This is a genomic window from Ruegeria sp. CI1, assembly GCF_056536925.1.
Genome location: NZ_JBQFQP010000015.1, coordinates 72,484 through 89,622, shown reverse-complemented (window position 1 = coordinate 89,622; position 17,139 = coordinate 72,484). Strand labels below are relative to the sequence as shown.

Sequence of the window (17,139 nt, the reverse complement as noted above, 5' to 3'; positions counted from 1 at the left end):
TGCCAATGCCCTTTACATGGGAACACGCCGTTTCACTGTTGGCCGGTTGCCGTCAGATAGCCGATCCCGGCGGCGACAAGCAGGCCCAGAAGAACCGCGATGGTGATCTTGATCGCCGACCAGGGGCGTTCTCCCTGAACCTGCCCTGTTCTGCCGTTGATGACAAAGCGATAGGTCTGGCCGCGATATTTATAGGCCGCCATCCACACCGGCAGCAGAATATGTTTGAAGGTGACGTCGCGCACATCGGTTTCGATGCCGTGGATCCGCTGTCGGTCGCCGCCTATGTCGAATCTGACGTCGCGTTCGATCACGCGCGCCATATGGGCCCGCGCCTCGGCGTACCCGTCGGCCAGCCCGACGGTATAGGCTTCGGCCCGATAACCGGCCAGGTATTCGGGCTGATAGGGTTCCAGCGCAGGCAGGTCCCACGGCTGCAGCGCGTCGGTATAGCTTTTGGGCAGGGATGTGGACGCCAGCACCAGCACGTCGTCAAAGAACCGCGCAACGCGCCCGGATCTGGATGACCAGCGTACTTTCTGAACCTGCTGCTGCACCCGCTTTCCATCCCTCATGACGGTACGGGTTTCGTAATAGACGTCTCCGCGTTCACCCCGATAAGCCGATTTCGTGTCGGCATCGAACGTCCAGTAGGGAACGTATATCCCCTCCATCCGGCGGCCTTTTCGCGCGTATTCCTTCAGGCCGCTGGGGGCGAACCACAACCGGCCCAGCCAATCCGACATGGCCTTGTGCGCCGTGCGCTCATCCAACGCAAACGGCAGCACGCCGCGCGGCTTGATATGCCGGTGAATACCGGTTCCCGTCACGACCGGCGTCGCGCAGAACGGGCATTCGGCGGCGTGGGTATCCGGATCGAACTCGACCTGGGCGGCACAGTTGGGACAGGCCAGCACCCGCGTTTCTTCCATCTCTGCATCGGGCAGGCGTTCGGCCAGGGCCGCATCGAAATCCAGTTCGCGCAAGCTGGCCCCGCCCCAGGGACCGGCGCCGATGGCTTCGGAATGGCCGCAATGGTCGCACACCAACGCCCCTTGTTTCGGATTGAACCGATAATCCGCCCCGCATTGCGCGCAGGGAAAGCGATGCTCCTGCACGGCAGGACCAGAGGTGTCGGTTGGCGGGGGCGGTGGAGCAGCGGTCATGGGTCAGGCCTTTGCCTTTGTCATCCGGGTCATGGTGCAATCCTTTCTGGCGGCCTGGTGCCAGATGGCGACGACGGCGTGAAGCAGCGCCACCAGCATCACGGAAATGCGGGCCACCTCAAGCGAACTGCCCGCCAAGGGTCCCGATATGCGTTGTACAATTCGCACAACTACCCCCTTAGAATCAGTACAAAATGAACACTTCGCAGCTACACATCTGGATGTTGCTTCCGTCACGCACCCGGCGGCGGGGGCGGCAGGACGGTGAAAAGCTGCGCCAGTTCCTGCACATCTTCCGCCCGTTTCCAGCCGTCCTGACCTGCAGTCCAGACATAAGTGTCGCGCGTGATCTCTCCGCCCGCCGCCATCCGTCCCAGCCTGGCCTTCGAGAACGGCCCCGAGGTTTCTCCATTCACCGCGACATGCCAGACATGTTCGACTGGAGGTGGCGGCGGCGGAGCCGCTTGCGCAGCTGCCGCAGGCGCTCCCCATGGGCCGCGCGGCTGGCTGGTCGCCATCTGCTGCGCCATCGCCATACCCATTCCCATGCCAAGACCGGCGCCCATGCCGCCGCCCTGACCGGGATTGCTGGCCGCTGCGGTCATCGCTTCGGCTGCCGAATACTGGGTGAACTTGCCCAGATCACCCGCCAGCCCCATCGACGTGCGCTTGTCCAAAGCGGCCTCGACAGCAGGTGGCAGCGAGATGTTTTCGATATAGAATTCAGGCATTTCCAGGCCATAGGCATCCAGAACCGGCGACACTTCGGCAGCGATCAGTTTGCCCAGATCGGCGGTGTTGGCCGCCATGTCCAGAACCGGAATGCCCGAGCTTGCGATCACTCGGGAAAACTCCTGAACGATGATGTTGCGGATCTGAAAACTGATCTCGTCCATGGTGAATTCGCCATCGGTACCGACAATTTCCACCAGGAACCGCGCCGGGTCCTTGACCCGAATTGTATAGGTGCCAAAGGCGCGAATGCGGGTGGGACCAAACTCCGGATCACGCAGCATGATCGGGTTCTTGGTGCCCCATTTCAGATCATTGAAACGCGTCGTGTTGACGAAATAGATCTCGGATTTGAAAGGGCTTTTGAAGCCGTGATCCCAGTGCTGCAAGGTGGTCAGGATCGGCATGTTGTTGGTTTCCAACATGTACAGGCCGGGCGTGAACACATCCGCCAGTTGCCCTTCATGTACAAACACCGCCGATTGCCCCTCGCGCACGGTCAACTTGGCACCGTACTTGATCTCATGCCCCTCACGCTCGAACCGCCAGACCATTGTGTCGCGAGTGTCGTCCACCCAATGAATGACATCGATGAACTCACCGGTCAGAAAATCGAAAATTCCCATGGGTTTTCTCCTGTCAAAGCTGTCAGAGCGGCTGCCCCATCAATTCTCTTGCAATATCCTCGGTCACTGGGCGTGCCTCAGCGGCGGTCATGCCCGGCTTCAGCCGAGGATCGTAAAGCATCATCAGTAACTTTTCGTCGTGACTGGTCAGCAGGGCGAACTCGTCATCATCATTGAAAATTGAGGGCCGCGCGGCAGGGCTGTCATTGGGCAGTCCGAGGCCCTGCGCAATCTCTTCGTGAATACAACTGAGCCGCACGAGGTCGGGATGCTCCGCCCGTATCAAAGCGACAGCACGCGTGTAAGTGTGGCTTGACCCGCCGCCGGCGGACGCGAAGACAAAGCAATAGAACGCGCGGGGCAGATCGTTGAACAAATCAAGCTGAGCCTGTCCAATATTCGGGATCAGTTGCCGCAGCCGGTCTTGAACATAGGCCGTGTCATCGTCACCTGCGATGAAGACATGGAAATTGGAGTTCTGGTCAGTGGTGGAGATCGGATGACCCGTGACGCGTGAAAGCCGCGCAGCATAGGATTTCACCCGCGCACTGTCCTTCTGTCTGCGCTCGGGCGGAACGCTTGGGCCATAGTCGACACTGATCCGGACCGAATCGACCCATCGGCTGAGACGCCCGCTGGTGCGGCGAGGAGTGCTCGAGACGCTCTGACCGGAATACTCGCTGTAGAACGCAATGGTTTCGAAATTCCGGACAAGATCTTGCGCATCATAAGGCGTATCCGGGCCGCCGCCATCCGTGCGCAGCAACCCCCGCGTCAGCAGATCGCCTTGCACCTTTTCATAGTACCGGGCCAGGTCCTGGCTTTGTGCCGAGGGTGGGACATAGGCGTTGGCAGGAGGGGCCGACGTCGCCGGGCGTTCCTGCGGTACTGGTAAAGGCGGCCCATCGACATCGCAGCCAACCAATGCCAACAGGGCGCAGATTGCTGCGCTCGAATTGCCAAATCTGAGCCTTTGCGCAATCAAGTGGTTCAGCCCGGAACTGCGGTTCCGGCGGCGTCACCCATGCCGTCCTGCCGGGCCTTGGCGGCGGCCAGTGTATCTCGCAACTCCGCCTCCATCTTTTTCAGTTCTTCCTCGGCTGCGGCGCGCTTTGCCTTGCCTTCATCGGCAATCTGCAGGCTTTCCTGAATCGTGCCGACCAGATCGGCGTTGGCCTGTTTGACTGCCTCGATATCAAAAACACCGCGTTCCATTTCCTGCCGGATCATCTTGTTGCTTTCGCGCAGGTTGGCGGCGTTGGCAGTCAAAAGTTCGTTGGTCAGATCATTGGCCTCGCTCACTGCCGCCGCCGCCTCGGCGCTTCGCTGTATGGTGACGGCTTGCGCCAGTTGCGTTTCCCAAAGCGGGACAGTGTTGACCAGCGTCGAGTTGATCTTGGTCACCAGCGACTTGTCGTTTTCCTGGACCAGCCTGATCGAGGGAAGCGACTGCATCGTCACCTGCCGCGTCAGCTTGAGGTCGTGCACACGGCGTTCAAGATCGTCACGTGCGGCTCGCAGGTCGCGCAATTCCTGCGCCTTCATCACCTGTTCACTTTCGCCTGCAGTCTCGACCCCGGCTGCAGTTGCGGGAATGTCTTGGCTGTCAAGTTCGGTCAGCTTTTCTTCTCCTGCTGCAATATAGAGCGCCAACTCGTCATAGAACCCAAGCGTCTTTTCATAGAGCAGGTCCAACGATTTAATGTCCTTGAGCAATGTATGTTCGTGTCCAAGAAGATCGTCGGTTATTCGGTCGATCTGGCTCTGGACCTCTTCGTACCGGGCGGTGAACTTGGCGAGAGGCGCGGCGCGGCCCAAAAGCTTTTCCCACCATGACCGTTCGCGACGCACGTCCAGTTCGCTAACCGAAAAGCCGCGAATTGTGGTCACGATATCACGCAGGCTGTCGCCTGCCGGACCTACGTCCTTGTTGCGGACATCTGCCAGCATCGATTGGCTGATTTCCTGCAACTCTGCCTGGGCGCGCGATCCGAACGAGACGATCGAATTGGTATCAGCCATGTCGATTTCGCCCATCCGCTTGCGAATCTCGGCACCAACCGGCGCGTCGGCAGTTTCCAGTGAAACGGCTTCGGTCTGGGGTTCAGGTAGGGCGACAGCCGTGACTTCCTGCACCAGTGCTTCGGCTTCTACAGCTTTGTTTCTTGTGGCATCGGACATGAATCGCCTCCTCAATCAATCAAACCGGTCACTCCGGCCGGACACCTTCGCGCTTCAAACGGTCGCGCAGAACTTCAATTTCGACTGTCAAATCGCTGTGGTCATCCAGCAGCATCTTGCGGGTGCGCGCGGCAAAATTCTGTTCCAGATCGTCCAGCAACGCCGCAAAATCGGCCAGGGCGCTGGCGTCCCGTGTTCTCGCGTAGACATCAGCAAACTTGGCGGTCGCATCGCGCGCGCCGCGCAAATAGACAGTCAGGTACTTGCGTGCGCCCGTGAGGTCGCGGGGGTCATCCTCGACCGTCCGGAACAATTCTCGAGCGGTGTCCTGAAAACGTTCGACACGCGCTTCGATCTTTCGGTCGCCTGCGCGTTTGATGGCGTCGGACATATCCTGCAGCAGTTTTTCCGCATCGCCAACAACTCGCGCAACCCGGTCCTGTTGAAAGGTATCGACGCCCTCCATGCCCTTGTCCGTCAAGGGATCGACGCCGAAGGACACAGAATGAAGCACTGTTCCGACAAGCCCGTAGAGCAACGGGGCCAGCACGCTGATTTGAGAGGCAGTACCGACATCAAGATAATCGTTGCGAAAAGCGGCGAGACCCACGCCAAGCCCGGTCAGAACACTGGCAAATATTTTTCGTGGAATGGCCGGGCGGCGGGCTGCACGGCGGTCGTGATACGCGGCTTCGGCCCGCAACCCTTCGCGCAAAAGGTACGCGGCAGCCGTCAGAATTCCAGCCGCAATTAGACCCATGGTCAGCCCGATTGCCCCGTCGTTCAGCGACAGAAAAACCAGCGGGATAGCCGGAACGAACATCACATTGGCCCGCGCCCCGGCAGGATCCACACGCGCGCCGTCGAACTGTCCGCGTTGCGGGGGATCGTCGCTGCCAGATGCATCCGGGCTGTATTTTCCGCCAAAGCGCTGGGCCATCGCCTTATAGCCCTCCAAGCCAGCCGGTGCACACGCCAAACAACAGCACAATCAGCGCTGCATAGGCTATTTTCTGCAATCCGGTCTGAGACATGGCGTTCCCCAAATTACCGCCGACAAATGGGAATCTAGTGGATGCTCAGCCGGGACGCTAGGGGGAAGGTTGCGTCAGTCAACTCACCGGCGGGGTTTGCCGCCGGGGGCAGACCGATTTCTTTGAGGGCGAGCGGGCCGTTGCACCGGGTCGGCGGTCTTGTCGGTTTGATCTAGCCCCAACTGATCGCGCATGACCCTGCGTCGAATTTCCTCCACCTCGCCGGGCTTGAGGCTTCCGAGTTGAAATGGCCCGTAGGACACGCGGATCAGCCGGTTCACGGAAAGCCCGATATCCTCCATTGCGCGGCGGATTTCGCGGTTCTTGCCTTCGCGCAAACCAACCGTCAGCCAGGCATTTGCGCCCTGCTGGCGATCCAGTGTGACCGTCATGGGTTGGAATCTTTCGCCTTCGATCACAAGCCCTTGGCGCAGCGGTGCGAAATCTTCATCCTTCGGGCGTCCGTTGATCCGCACCCGGTACTTGCGCAACCAGCCGGTGGAGGGCAATTCCAGCTTGCGCTTGATGCCGCCATCGTTGGTCAACAGTAACAACCCTTCAGAGTTCAGGTCGAGCCGCCCTACGCTCATGACACGTGGCATGTTTTCGGGCAGTTTGTCGAAAATAGTCGCACGCCCCTTTTCGTCGCGGGTCGTGGTCACAAGTCCGGTGGGCTTGTGATATAGCCACAGACGCGCCGGTTCAGCCTCGGCGACAGGATTACCGTCAACCGTGATCCTGTCCTTGCCGGACACGTTCAGTGCTGGACTGTTGATGGTCTTGCCATTGACCGTCACGCGGCCCGCTTCGATCATGCGTTCGGCCTCGCGGCGCGAGGCAACACCGGCGCGGGCAAGGACTTTGGCGATCCGGTCGCCGGGAGGAGGGGTTTTGCTCATGCCACCGGCCATAGCGCATCCCGACGACTTGCGAAAGCCGGGTTTGTGAGGCAGTCAGAGGCATGGAATTCAGATCGTATATGAGTCAGGCACTTTCGGAAGCGCGCGCCGCTGCCGAGCGCGGCGAAGTGCCTGTGGGCGCAGTGATCGTATCGCCTGAAGGCCGGGTTGTCGCCAAGTCCGGTAACCGGACGCGGGAGTTGAGCGATCCAACGGCACATGCGGAGATTCTTGCCTTGCGGGCGGCCTGTGTAGACGCGGGCTCTGAACGGCTGCCCGGTCACGATCTGTATGTGACACTGGAACCCTGTGCAATGTGCGCGGCGGCATTGTCGGCAACGCGGATCAGGCGCGTCTACTATGGCGCTGCCGATCCCAAATCGGGAGGCGTGGCACACGGCGCAAGGGTGTTCTCTCATCCGCAGGCGCATCATAAGCCTCAAGTTTATGACGGAATATCCGCGGCAGAATGCGAAGCTTTGCTGAAATCATTTTTCGAGCAGCGAAGGGTGGATTGACGCGCGCTTCTTCGCGCCATTTGAGCCGTGCATTCGTTTTTTCATCTCCAATTCAGGCGATAAACCGTCTGCTGTCCTCCGAACCCTTTGAGATGCACCGATTTTGGAACACCAAATTGCAATTCCGCGTCAGTCCCCGCCAGCAGGCGCGTCACATCTGAGACATAAATTTCATTCGGGCCGCTCAAGTCGGTCACGCGTGCGGCCTTGTTCACAACCGTCCCGAAAAAATCCTCGTCTCTTTGTATGACGTCTCCTGAATGGATGCCGACCCGCAGGCCAAGCGCTGTGTCTGACGGAAAAGCCGTGTTTTGCCTTTGCAAGGCCACCGCCGCCCGCGCAGCATCGTGAACGGATCGAAAGATCGACATCGTTCCGTCGCCCAGGGATTTCACCAGCCGCCCGTCGTGCTTATCGATCACGTCCCGGGCCAACTGCAAATGGCGATGGATCATGTCTGCCCAGTTGTCATCTCCTATCTGCTGCGCGATCCGGGACGAGTCGGCAATGTCGGTAAACATCACCGACGCCGCGCCTTCGCTTTGATCCAGCGTGAAGCCTTTCCTCGCCGCCGCAACGAGTGCGTTGAGCGCCTCATGTTCGATGCCGATCTTTTCCAGATTGGATTTCGAGTTCGACACATGAAGCTGGATCATCTTCCAAACGCCATTCTCGAGGTGCAGCACGAAAGTAAAACGGTGCAGAGATGAATTGCCGTTACTGGCGAATGTCAACGTGGCATGGCAATGGGCCCAGCCGATATTCCCGCACTCGAAGGCTTCAAGGCTGTGTTCCTCCCAGTCATAGCGCGGAATCTCGTCGACATGTTCGGCGAATCCTTTGCGGAATAGTTGCCCCGACCAGGCTTCGTCGTCTGCCGTTCCCTGGTACCTCAAATGCTCGGAAGCAGACAGCATGTTCGCCAGCGTGGCGCCGTCACGGTTCTGAACGGCCTGGTGCCAGCGGCGCACTACCGCCATCAGTTCCGGAGAAGGGGAGAGCGAGCCAGACATGTCGTGACGGTGTCAGGTTTCTATCGCTCGCATGACCTCGGGTTCGATCACGGTCACGCTAGGCAATCCGTCAACCAAATCCTGCGCGGATTGCTCAAGGATCGGGAATGTTTTGTAGTGGCACGGAATCACGGTCTTGAAGCTGAAATACCGTTTGGCCGCATAGGCGGCCTGTTTCATGTCCATGGTGAAATGCCCGCCAGCGGACAAGATGCCGATATCGGGTTTGTAGTAGTCGCCCATCCATTCCATGTCCGCCATGAGCGCCGTATCGCCTGAATGATACAGCGTCTGACCTTCGGCCATGATCATGAAACCCACCTCGCTGCCGCCGGTGCGCAGGCCCTCGGGAGTAGAAAATGTCGATGAATGAGAGGCGGGCACCATCGCCACTTTGACCGAGCCAAGCTGCACGGTCCCTCCCTTGTTGAAACCGATGGTATCGATGCCTTCGGTCTCGCCCCAGAATCCCATCAGATCGTATTGCCCGACAACAGGTATGCCCAGCTTCCTTGCCAGAGGCAGGACATCCACGACGTGATCGAAATGCGCATGAGTCAGCAGGATATGCGTGGCCCCGGCGACGGCTGCTTCGTGATGTTCTTCGGGGAGCGAGGGGTTTCCGGTCAGCCACGGATCGATCAGAAGAACCTGCTCTCCCGTTTCGATGCGGAAACTGCCGTGGCCCAGCCAAATGATGTTCATGAAATCCTCCCTCGTTGAACTTGGCTCAAGCCTAGCATCGGAAATGCAAAAATCCATGGACTGGATGCGCGAATTTGGAGCCATTTATAAAAGGGTTTGTGATCGCTTCGAGCCTTCCGATTGCATCAATCATATTGCGAGGCTAGGCGTGCCGTCTGTAAAAGTCGATCCTTGGCTACCCACGTCTGTCGACTGTCGTGAATGCGAAAGTGGTAGGCTGGAAGAACGTGGTTACCAGATCAATCGGGACGAGGGGCAGAGGATTCTGGTTTCGATTCGAGGCGCTTCTCGCCGATAACACCCGGCACGGGATACCGCACCGTACATGAAACGCAAAGTGTGCGGGCAACCCGTGTTATACTTCGGACGAAAAGGAGGAGGGGAAGCACATGCCAATCTTCTTGGATCGTCACGACATGGTCGAAGAAACAGAGGAGGGGGTGGCGATGCACCACCTTCGGGATTTGGAGATACAGGACCAATTCGGTGTCAAGTTTCTCACCTATTGGTTCGATGCCGAACGGCGCACGACATTCTGCCTGGTGGATGCGCCGGACAAGGCAACCGCCGACCGGGTGCACGCCGAGGCACACGGGCACGTTGCCAATGAAATGATCGAGGTCGACCTGTCTGCCTTTGAAGCGTTTCTGGGCCGCATTCAGGATCCGCCTACCGCGCAGACGAAGGCCATTGATGACTCGGCGTTTCGCGCGATCATGTTCACCGACATGATTGGTTCCACTGAAATGACCGACAAGCTCGGTGACGACATGGCTGTGGAATTGTTGCGGGCTCATGACGCGATCATCCGCCGGTCTCTGGAGCGCTATGAAGGGCGAGAGATCAAACACCTTGGCGACGGAATCATGGCATCGTTCCATGATGTTCCGAATTCCGTGAACTGCGCCTTGTCCATTCATAGGGAGTTCACTTCCTACAACAAAAAGAACGAGATACCAATTCAGGTTCGGATTGGTGTCCATGCCGGTGAGCCCGTGGAGGACAGCAACGACTTATTCGGTTCAGCCGTGCAGATGGCGGCGCGAATTTGTCAGGTAGCTCAGGCGAGCCAGCCCCTTGTTTCGTTACAAGCAAAAAACGCATGCGTGGATGCAGGTCTGGAATTCCAGCCAGTGGGCGCAAAACAGTTGAAGGGTATTTCCGCGCCGGTCTCGCTTTTTGCGCCTGTCTGAAATGATCGTTTTGAGGAAATGGCGCCAGTTGAGCGCGCGCATCGTCGGAAAACGGCTTTCTCGGGGTTGCGGCTTGCAGCCAACAAGACTCTTGCGCACTTGCGACCCGCCCGTCTGAGGGGTAAATGCCCCCTGACGCATATGAGGGTTAGCCATGTCGATTGACCAAAGCACCGCCGCCAAGGTGGCCAAACTGGCCCGGATCAAGGTCGAGGATGACGCGCTGCCGGCGCTGGCCTCGGAGTTCAATACGATCCTTGGGTTCATCGAGCAACTGAACGAGGTGGATGTCGAGGGTGTCGAGCCGATGGTCTCGGTCGAGCCAATGCGCCTGAAGCGTCGCCAGGATGTGGTCACCGATGGCAACCAGCAGGACAGGGTTCTGTCCAACGCCCCCGATGCGCGCGAGGGCTTTTTTGCGGTCCCGAAGGTGGTGGAGTAAGACATGAGCGATCTCAACAAACTGGGCTTGGCAGAGGCCCGCGACGCGCTTCGCAAGGGCGAAACCACTTCCGTCGAGCTGACCCAGGCCTGTCTGGCCGCCATTGACGCGGCGGACGCGCTGAACGCATTTGTCCACAAGACGCCTGAAATCGCCATGGACCGTGCAAAGGCTGCGGACGCACGGATCAAAGCTGGTAACGCGCCGTCGATGTGCGGCCTTCCCATTGGCATCAAGGACTTGTTCTGCACCAAGGGCGTGCCGTCGCAGGCGGCCAGCCGCATTCTCGAAGGGTTCAAGCCCGAGTACGAATCGACTGTGTCGCAGCAACTTGCCGATGCGGGCGCGGTGATGCTGGGCAAGCTGAACATGGACGAGTTCGCGATGGGATCGTCGAACGAAACTTCGGTCTATGGCAATGCCGTCAGCCCGTGGAGACGCGGGAATGATGATGCACAGCTGACCCCCGGTGGGTCGTCTGGCGGCTCGGCTGCTGCCGTGTCAGCTGACCTGTGTTTGGCTGCAACCGGCACCGATACCGGCGGTTCGATCCGACAGCCTGCGGCATTCACCGGGATCACCGGTATCAAACCCACCTATGGCCGTTGCTCGCGCTGGGGTATCGTCGCGTTTGCCTCTTCGCTGGATCAGGCCGGTCCGATGACCAAGAATGTGCGTGACGCAGCGATCATGCTGGAAACAATGTGCGGCCACGACCCCAAGGATTCCACCAGCGCCGAACTGGCCGTCCCGAATTTCGAGGCCATGTTGACCGGCGACATCAAGGGCAAAAAGATCGGTATTCCGAAAGAATACCGCATGGACGGAATGCCGGCCGAAATCGAAAAACTCTGGGCCGATGGCGCCGCTATGTTGAAAGATGCAGGCGCTGAGATTGTCGATATCTCGCTGCCGCACACCAAATACGCACTGCCCGCCTATTATGTGATTGCTCCGGCCGAGGCATCCTCGAACCTCGCCCGCTATGACGGTGTTCGCTATGGCCGCCGCGCCCGGTTGGCGCAGGGCGATGGCATCACCGAGATGTACGAAAAAACCCGCGCCGAAGGCTTTGGCCATGAGGTTCAGCGCCGCGTGATGGTCGGAACATATGTTTTGTCAGCGGGCTTCTATGACGCTTACTACAATCGTGCGCGCCGTGTCCGTACTCTGATCAAGAAGGATTTCGAAGATGTGTTCGCCGCAGGCGTGGACGCGATTCTGACCCCAGCCACCCCATCTGCCGCCTTCGGGCTGGGCGAGATGACCGAGACCGATCCGGTGCAGATGTACCTCAACGATGTGTTCACCGTGACCGTGAACCTCGCGGGGCTTCCTGGTATTTCTGTCCCAGCGGGACTGGACAAGCAGGGTTTGCCGCTGGGTCTGCAGCTGATCGGACGCCCGTGGGAAGAGGGCGATCTGCTCAATACTGCCTATGCGCTCGAAAATGCGGCCGGTTTTGTGGCCAAACCGGGCAAATGGTGGTAACTCTAAAGTAGAGCAGGAAAGAGCAACAAAAGGCAGCTTGAAATGCGTGCAGTTCTTCTGATCCCGGCGATCGGCCTTTTGGCCGCATGTGACACCACCAGCACGGTTCCTGGAACCGAATTCAACACACCTTCGTATCAGGCGCAACGCGAGGCGGTTCTGAGCGGGCAAACCGTAAACGGGGACCCTTTGATCCCGCCTTCGGTTATCTCGTCTGAGGCGCTGTCGCCATCATCTGTCGAGGCGTCTGCACTGGTGGCCCAAGGCGATCCGTTGACAGCTGTGCAAACAGGCGGGGATTCGGCCGAAGATATCGCCAATCAGACCGCGGCGGCACTGGCGGGTACGTCACCGTCTGCCACTGCCCAGCCCGATGTACCGGTTGCGGCGGTCGCAGCTCCATTGACAGCTACAGCTCCATTGAGCGCTACTGCGCCGGTGGTCGCCAATAACGTCAGCATCTCCGACGAGCAGAATTTTGACGCGGTGTCCAACCGACGCTCGATTGAAAGTGACGCGGCGCGGATCGAAAAGAACAAGGCGACTTACGAAGTGGTCACGCCAACTACGCTGCCGCAACGCAGCAGCGATGGTCAGCCCAATATCGTGCAGTACGCGCTTTCCTCTTCGAACCCGGTTGGGGCACAAGTCTACAGCCGGGCGGGGTTCAACTTGCAGGCCAAGGCTCAGCGAAACTGCGCCAAATTCCCCTCGCCAGATCAGGCCCAGATCGAGTTTCTGGCCAGTGGCGGACCGCAAAGGGATCGCAAGGGTCTGGACCCCGATGGTGATGGCTATGCCTGTGGCTGGGACCCGAGCCCGTTCCGACGGGCGATCAATAACTGACACCTGTGGAGCCGATCTGGCAACCATCACCGAATTTCGACCCGCGCCGCGATGGGCTGACGCCGTCGCTGATCGTTCTTCACTACACCGCGATGGAGGGCGCCGGGGCGGCGCTTGAACGGTTATGTGATTCTGATGCCGAAGTATCAGCGCATTACCTGATCGGACGTGATGGCATGCTTTGGCAGATGGTAAACGAAGAGGACCGGGCCTGGCATGCCGGCGCCGGAAGTTGGTGCGGGCACACCGATATCAACTCGCGGTCTATCGGGATCGAGTTGGATAACGGCGGGGATCATCCTTATTCGGAGCCGCAGATGGCGGCATTGGAGCGACTGCTGACGAGGATCATGGCGCGCTGGAGCATTCCTCCCAAAGGCGTCATCGGTCATTCAGATATGGCTCCGGGTCGAAAGTTCGATCCCGGATCCCGCTTTGACTGGCCGCGGCTTGAGCATCAGGGATTAGCGGGAAAACGCGGATTCTGCGAAGGTCCAAAAGACGCTCCGGCGACATTGTTCCGGGCGTTAGCGCGGGACAAGGGCTATACGGCCGATGTGGATGACGAGACGCTGCTTGCCGCAGTTCGTCTGCGTTATCGCCCGCGGGCCTGCGGCGCGTTGGAGCCTGCGGATTTCACACCGCTTGGCCATACTGCGCTCTGGACCTGAGGGAACAAAACTCCTATGTCCCCAACTGCGCGGAGGGCCGGATGGCCGCTGGGGCAGACGCCCGAGAGGAAAGTCCGGACTCCACAAGGCAACGGTGCCGGGTAACGCCCGGGCGGGGAAACCCGACGGAAAGCGCCACAGAAAACAGACCGCCGCGCATGCGCGGTAAGGGTGAAACGGTGGGGTAAGAGCCCACCGCGCCGCTGGCAACAGGGGCGGCACGGCAAGCCCCACCGGGAGCAATGCCGAATAGGGTCCCCGCGCGGGCCGGTCGGCGTCAGCCGATACCGCCGCTAGGCTCGCCTTGGCCGAGAGGGACCGGGTTGGCAGCTTGAGCCGCGCAGCAATGCGCGGCCTAGAGGAATGGTCATCGAAGGGGGCAACCCCGGAACAGGATCCGGCTTACAGGCCCCCCGCGCGTTTTTCTTTACGAGCCCGGCGCTTTGTATGCGCCGGTCAACCCGGCCGCTTTTTCGGCAATCGCCGCAAATTCGGCACCGGTCCATGCCCTGACGGTTTCAATGCTGGACGTAACACCGGAAGCGCCCACCGCCATTCCGACCGAGACGGCATCCGCGCCATCCGGTGCTTCGCTGACAAGCACGATGTCGTTGGTTCCGGTGGTCATGTATAGTGCGACGACCTTGCCGCCGACCTTGTCCAAAAGCGCCTGAATGGCAGCGGTCCTGTCCTCCGGTTTTTTCATCAGTCCCTGAATCCCGGATTGTGAATAAGATGCGTAGGTAATGAATAGGGGCATGTTGCCCTCCATGATTGAGGTGTGCGGGACGAACAAATTGGCCAGTCCCCAGGCCTGGTACTCCAAAGTCAGACCAACGCGGAGAACGCCGGATAGACCAGATAAATGCCGAAAAGGCACAGTGCGGCGCCTGTCACAGCGACTAGCCATCTGGAGTGAGGCAGCAGTTTTTCTGCCGCCACATACAGGGCGATACCTGCAATCCAATACAGGTTCATGATGCCACCCACGAACAAAAGCGCCATCAGAACCCAGCAGCATCCCAGGCAATAGAGTCCGTGATCCATACCAGTCAGAAGTGCCCCCACCCGGCCAGGTCGATTGTGCGCGGCCAGGAAATGGGCAGGCGATCTGCAGTGACGCAGGCAGGCCGATTTCAGTGGGGAGAACTGATAAAGGCCTGCTGCGATCATCACAAAACCGGCAAAGGTCTTGGAGCGGATGGTCATCATGGGACCGTCTGAAAGCCCCCAGACTTCCAGAGCATATTGCAGCACTGTGGCCAAAAGGCTGAACCCCGCCCAAGCAATCAGATAGCCTGCCAGAAACAGGGTGCCGAGGAGGGTTACTGAGGCTTTGTCGGCCCCATGTCTTTTTAGGGCGGTATATAGCAAGAGCATGGGAGCTGCGCTGGGTGTCATCATGGCGATCATCATGATCCACCACATCAGAAAGATCAGAACGGCGTATTGCAACGTCCATTGAACGGCCATGCCCATCATCATGGGTTCCCCGATAGGGCGGGCCATTCGAGTCATCTCCAAGGCCGACATGTTCATGCCAACACCGGCAATCGTATACCAGACCGCGCCCATCACAACCAATGACACGCTGGCCAGGACGATCCGAGTGTCGTGACGGGCCAGCTTTTCCGCCGGCCCATACGCGTTTAGATCAGTTTTGCCGCTCATGAGGCATACCCTGTTCAGGTCCCGACGACGCCGTGTCCGGAAATGTTCAGATGAGCCAGATGAGCATGCGTGGCATCAAATGTCAGGCTGATGGCGCCGCCGGTTGTCGTTGCGGAGCCAGAGGCAGCTTCGGCATGGCGATATTCAAATCCGTTAGGTAAATTGATTCCGGCGCGGTGCGGGAGGCCGGATACGATATGGGGAATCGGCCCTACCTCGACGTTGAAAATCCCCTTGACCTCGGCCTTGCCGGTGCGTTCCTCGCGGCTCCAGTCAAGTTCGACAGGAAGATAAAGCGTTTCGTGTTTCGTTGGACTCATTGCTGCATAAACGTACCACATCGTAGCCATTTCATCGGTATCTTCGCCCAACATGATCGACTCCAACGCCTTGCGCTGATCGGCGTCCGCGCGCTCATCCACGATCAATTGCATCTGGCCATTGCCTTCGTGAATTGGACCAGGCCAGTAGTAGACGCCTGCTGCCCTAAGGCCACCCAGCTTGGTGTCGCCGTAGTGCCCAGACTTGATGTCATAAACGACGATAGCCTCGCAGTTCCCATGTGTCGGCAGAACGCTAAATTGGCAGGGACAGCCGAAGTTGCAATTGCAATTGGCAAGCTCTTCCGCATCAATGTGCCACTCTGTCATGGTTTACCCCCTCGGTAGACTTGTTTGAACCAGCATGCTCGAACGTGGGTCTTGCCGTGGAAGGCCTCGTAATGCGATTTCCGGTTATTGTTCCCCGGACTTACATTATCCGACGACATTATCACGGAACCGTGATGTATTCAAAAATTTGCCAAACGGATGAATCTTTCCCGTGTCTGCAACTTGAGAGAGCGTTTGAAAAACCTGCCGTTCTGCATCGAATCCGGTTGACTTGGCCGTAAAGCAGGGTAAAAGCGCACGCTCATAGGAATTCAACCGAAAGGCTCCTGCCTTTTCGGACGCAGGAGATAACCATGGCGAAGCCGACGACCATCAAGATCCGTCTGAACTCGACCGCGGGCACGGGCCACTTCTATGTGACCAAGAAAAACGCTCGCACCATGACCGAGAAAATGACCGTTCGTAAATACGATCCGGTCGCTCGCAAACATGTCGAGTACAAAGAAGGCAAGATCAAGTAAGCCTTCTGATACAGGATGTTCGAGGAAGGGCCGCATCAGTATGCGGCTCTTTTTTTGATTTTGTGGCGTTCGACACACTGGGTGCGATGCGTGGGCCGTTGCAGACGAGCATCAGGCTTACAGACAATCGAAAGTCACCCTGCTTGATATGAAGCCCTTACTGCCTTTACGGTTTCAGCAACCCGTCACAAATCTCTGAGCAGCCATGAAAAAAATCTTGTTTCCCGCATTCGCCTGTCTCTCGCTTGCAGCTTGCGACGATTTCTGGAACCGTGAAGGGGTTGGATTTACCGGCCTTGATGGTGAACCAAAAACCTTTTCGGAAGAAAAAGGGGTTGTGGACTATATCACGCGCCGTGAAAGTGTTCCGGCGGAACTGGCGCGTCTGGCACCGGTCAAGGTGACGACGGATGAGACTGATATGAACAAAATTGCCGGTGTCGCTATTGACCACGGTGGACGAACCCCCGCGAATGCAGTCGAAGTCGGCGGGCAGGACAAAACGCTGATGCTGAGCAATGTCGAAGTTAACGGTATCCTGTTTGCCGTTCTGCGTACGCAGGAAGGAACAACAGCGAAGATGGATGCCTCAGCCGGGAGCGCGTTCTCCAGCGCCATACCCCGCCTGACCGGGTGCCTTGCAAGCGGAAGTGCCTATCAGAAAGGTTCAGCTGGCAAGCGGACCACTGGTTTCGCCGTGCCGCTGGATTGCAGCTGATCTGACGTCGATCTTCTTTTTAGGAAATGGCCGCCGTACGGTGGCCGTTTTTTTGTCTATGAGAAGCCGTTCAGAAAAAAAGGGCGGGTTCCAAAGAACCC

At 58.6% G+C, this 17,139-nt stretch carries 20 protein-coding genes and 1 other RNA gene; 9 read left to right on the top strand and 12 right to left on the bottom strand.

Annotated features, from left to right (window positions below):
* Positions 1 to 32 precede the first annotated feature (32 nt).
* From ACR0LZ_RS17345 to ACR0LZ_RS17315, 7 genes are all read right to left on the bottom strand, one after another.
* Positions 33 to 1,166, bottom strand: a complete 1,134-nt coding sequence (locus tag ACR0LZ_RS17345) for a TFIIB-type zinc ribbon-containing protein (RefSeq protein WP_480751142.1) — start codon at positions 1,164 to 1,166, stop codon at positions 33 to 35.
* Between the two features lie 3 nt (positions 1,167 to 1,169).
* Positions 1,170 to 1,334, bottom strand: a complete 165-nt coding sequence (locus ACR0LZ_RS17340) for a hypothetical protein (protein ID WP_480751141.1) — start codon at positions 1,332 to 1,334, stop codon at positions 1,170 to 1,172.
* 65 nt (positions 1,335 to 1,399) lie between these two features.
* Entirely contained in the window at positions 1,400 to 2,524 is a 1,125-nt protein-coding gene (locus ACR0LZ_RS17335) for an SPFH domain-containing protein (protein WP_480751139.1), read from the bottom strand.
* Between the two features lie 22 nt (positions 2,525 to 2,546).
* On the bottom strand, positions 2,547 to 3,509 hold the full coding sequence (locus ACR0LZ_RS17330; RefSeq protein WP_480751137.1) for a DUF2927 domain-containing protein: 963 nt from the start codon (positions 3,507 to 3,509) through the stop codon (positions 2,547 to 2,549).
* Positions 3,510 to 3,514: 5 nt separating this feature from the next.
* Positions 3,515 to 4,705 (bottom strand): toxic anion resistance protein, encoded by a 1,191-nt coding sequence (locus ACR0LZ_RS17325; RefSeq protein WP_480751136.1) that lies wholly within the window; start codon positions 4,703 to 4,705, stop codon positions 3,515 to 3,517.
* A 28-nt stretch (positions 4,706 to 4,733) separates the two neighbouring features.
* Entirely contained in the window at positions 4,734 to 5,645 is a 912-nt protein-coding gene (locus ACR0LZ_RS17320; RefSeq protein ID WP_480751135.1) for a 5-bromo-4-chloroindolyl phosphate hydrolysis family protein, read from the bottom strand.
* Positions 5,646 to 5,822: 177 nt separating this feature from the next.
* Entirely contained in the window at positions 5,823 to 6,638 is an 816-nt protein-coding gene (locus tag ACR0LZ_RS17315; protein WP_480751133.1) for a pseudouridine synthase, read from the bottom strand.
* A 62-nt stretch (positions 6,639 to 6,700) separates the two neighbouring features.
* On the opposite strand from ACR0LZ_RS17315, the gene ACR0LZ_RS17310 reads away from it, so the two are divergent.
* Entirely contained in the window at positions 6,701 to 7,156 is a 456-nt protein-coding gene (locus tag ACR0LZ_RS17310; RefSeq protein WP_480751131.1) for a nucleoside deaminase, read from the top strand.
* A 41-nt stretch (positions 7,157 to 7,197) separates the two neighbouring features.
* On the opposite strand, the gene ACR0LZ_RS17305 is transcribed toward ACR0LZ_RS17310, so the two are convergent.
* Positions 7,198 to 8,169, bottom strand: a complete 972-nt coding sequence (locus ACR0LZ_RS17305) for a nuclear transport factor 2 family protein (RefSeq protein ID WP_480751130.1) — start codon at positions 8,167 to 8,169, stop codon at positions 7,198 to 7,200.
* A 12-nt stretch (positions 8,170 to 8,181) separates the two neighbouring features.
* Positions 8,182 to 8,874 (bottom strand): metal-dependent hydrolase, encoded by a 693-nt coding sequence (locus ACR0LZ_RS17300; protein WP_480751128.1) that lies wholly within the window; start codon positions 8,872 to 8,874, stop codon positions 8,182 to 8,184.
* Between the two features lie 389 nt (positions 8,875 to 9,263).
* On the opposite strand from ACR0LZ_RS17300, the gene ACR0LZ_RS17295 reads away from it, so the two are divergent.
* The 6 genes from ACR0LZ_RS17295 (at position 9,264) to rnpB (ending at position 13,938) form a co-directional block, all read left to right on the top strand.
* On the top strand, positions 9,264 to 10,067 hold the full coding sequence (locus tag ACR0LZ_RS17295) for a nickel-binding protein (RefSeq protein ID WP_480751127.1): 804 nt from the start codon (positions 9,264 to 9,266) through the stop codon (positions 10,065 to 10,067).
* Between the two features lie 154 nt (positions 10,068 to 10,221).
* On the top strand, positions 10,222 to 10,509 hold the full coding sequence (gatC, locus tag ACR0LZ_RS17290) for an Asp-tRNA(Asn)/Glu-tRNA(Gln) amidotransferase subunit GatC (RefSeq protein ID WP_480751125.1): 288 nt from the start codon (positions 10,222 to 10,224) through the stop codon (positions 10,507 to 10,509).
* Positions 10,510 to 10,512: 3 nt separating this feature from the next.
* The gene (gene gatA / locus ACR0LZ_RS17285) at positions 10,513 to 12,000 is read left to right on the top strand and encodes an Asp-tRNA(Asn)/Glu-tRNA(Gln) amidotransferase subunit GatA (protein ID WP_480751123.1); all 1,488 of its coding nucleotides are present in this window, start codon (positions 10,513 to 10,515) and stop codon (positions 11,998 to 12,000) included.
* 42 nt (positions 12,001 to 12,042) lie between these two features.
* Positions 12,043 to 12,846 carry a hypothetical protein gene (locus tag ACR0LZ_RS17280; protein WP_480751122.1) on the top strand — a complete coding sequence of 268 codons (804 nt, stop codon included), beginning with the start codon at positions 12,043 to 12,045 and terminating at the stop codon, positions 12,844 to 12,846.
* The gene (locus tag ACR0LZ_RS17275) at positions 12,843 to 13,517 is read left to right on the top strand and encodes an N-acetylmuramoyl-L-alanine amidase (protein ID WP_480751177.1); all 675 of its coding nucleotides are present in this window, start codon (positions 12,843 to 12,845) and stop codon (positions 13,515 to 13,517) included. Before ACR0LZ_RS17280 ends, ACR0LZ_RS17275 begins: the two co-directional genes overlap by 4 nt.
* Positions 13,518 to 13,546: 29 nt before the next feature.
* Positions 13,547 to 13,938: RNase P RNA component class A (gene rnpB / locus ACR0LZ_RS17270), an RNA gene on the top strand.
* Positions 13,939 to 13,944: 6 nt separating this feature from the next.
* Here rnpB and ACR0LZ_RS17265 read toward each other — a convergent pair.
* The 3 genes from ACR0LZ_RS17265 to ACR0LZ_RS17255 form a co-directional block, all read right to left on the bottom strand.
* Positions 13,945 to 14,277: a GYD domain-containing protein gene (locus tag ACR0LZ_RS17265; RefSeq protein WP_480751120.1), complete on the bottom strand. Its 333-nt coding sequence runs from the start codon at positions 14,275 to 14,277 to the stop codon at positions 13,945 to 13,947.
* A 68-nt stretch (positions 14,278 to 14,345) separates the two neighbouring features.
* Positions 14,346 to 15,188, bottom strand: coding sequence for a DUF2182 domain-containing protein (locus tag ACR0LZ_RS17260; protein WP_480751119.1), 843 nt, complete (start codon positions 15,186 to 15,188; stop codon positions 14,346 to 14,348).
* A 14-nt stretch (positions 15,189 to 15,202) separates the two neighbouring features.
* Positions 15,203 to 15,838 carry a DUF1326 domain-containing protein gene (locus ACR0LZ_RS17255; RefSeq protein ID WP_480751118.1) on the bottom strand — a complete coding sequence of 212 codons (636 nt, stop codon included), beginning with the start codon at positions 15,836 to 15,838 and terminating at the stop codon, positions 15,203 to 15,205.
* Positions 15,839 to 16,152: 314 nt separating this feature from the next.
* On the opposite strand from ACR0LZ_RS17255, the gene rpmG reads away from it, so the two are divergent.
* Together rpmG and ACR0LZ_RS17245 are read left to right on the top strand one after the other, a co-directional pair.
* A complete protein-coding gene (gene rpmG, locus ACR0LZ_RS17250) occupies positions 16,153 to 16,320 on the top strand; it encodes a 50S ribosomal protein L33 (RefSeq protein ID WP_005630270.1) in 168 nt (55 codons plus the stop codon).
* Positions 16,321 to 16,525: 205 nt separating this feature from the next.
* A complete protein-coding gene (locus ACR0LZ_RS17245) occupies positions 16,526 to 17,038 on the top strand; it encodes a hypothetical protein (protein ID WP_480751116.1) in 513 nt (170 codons plus the stop codon).
* The last annotated feature ends 101 nt before the right edge of the window (positions 17,039 to 17,139 follow it).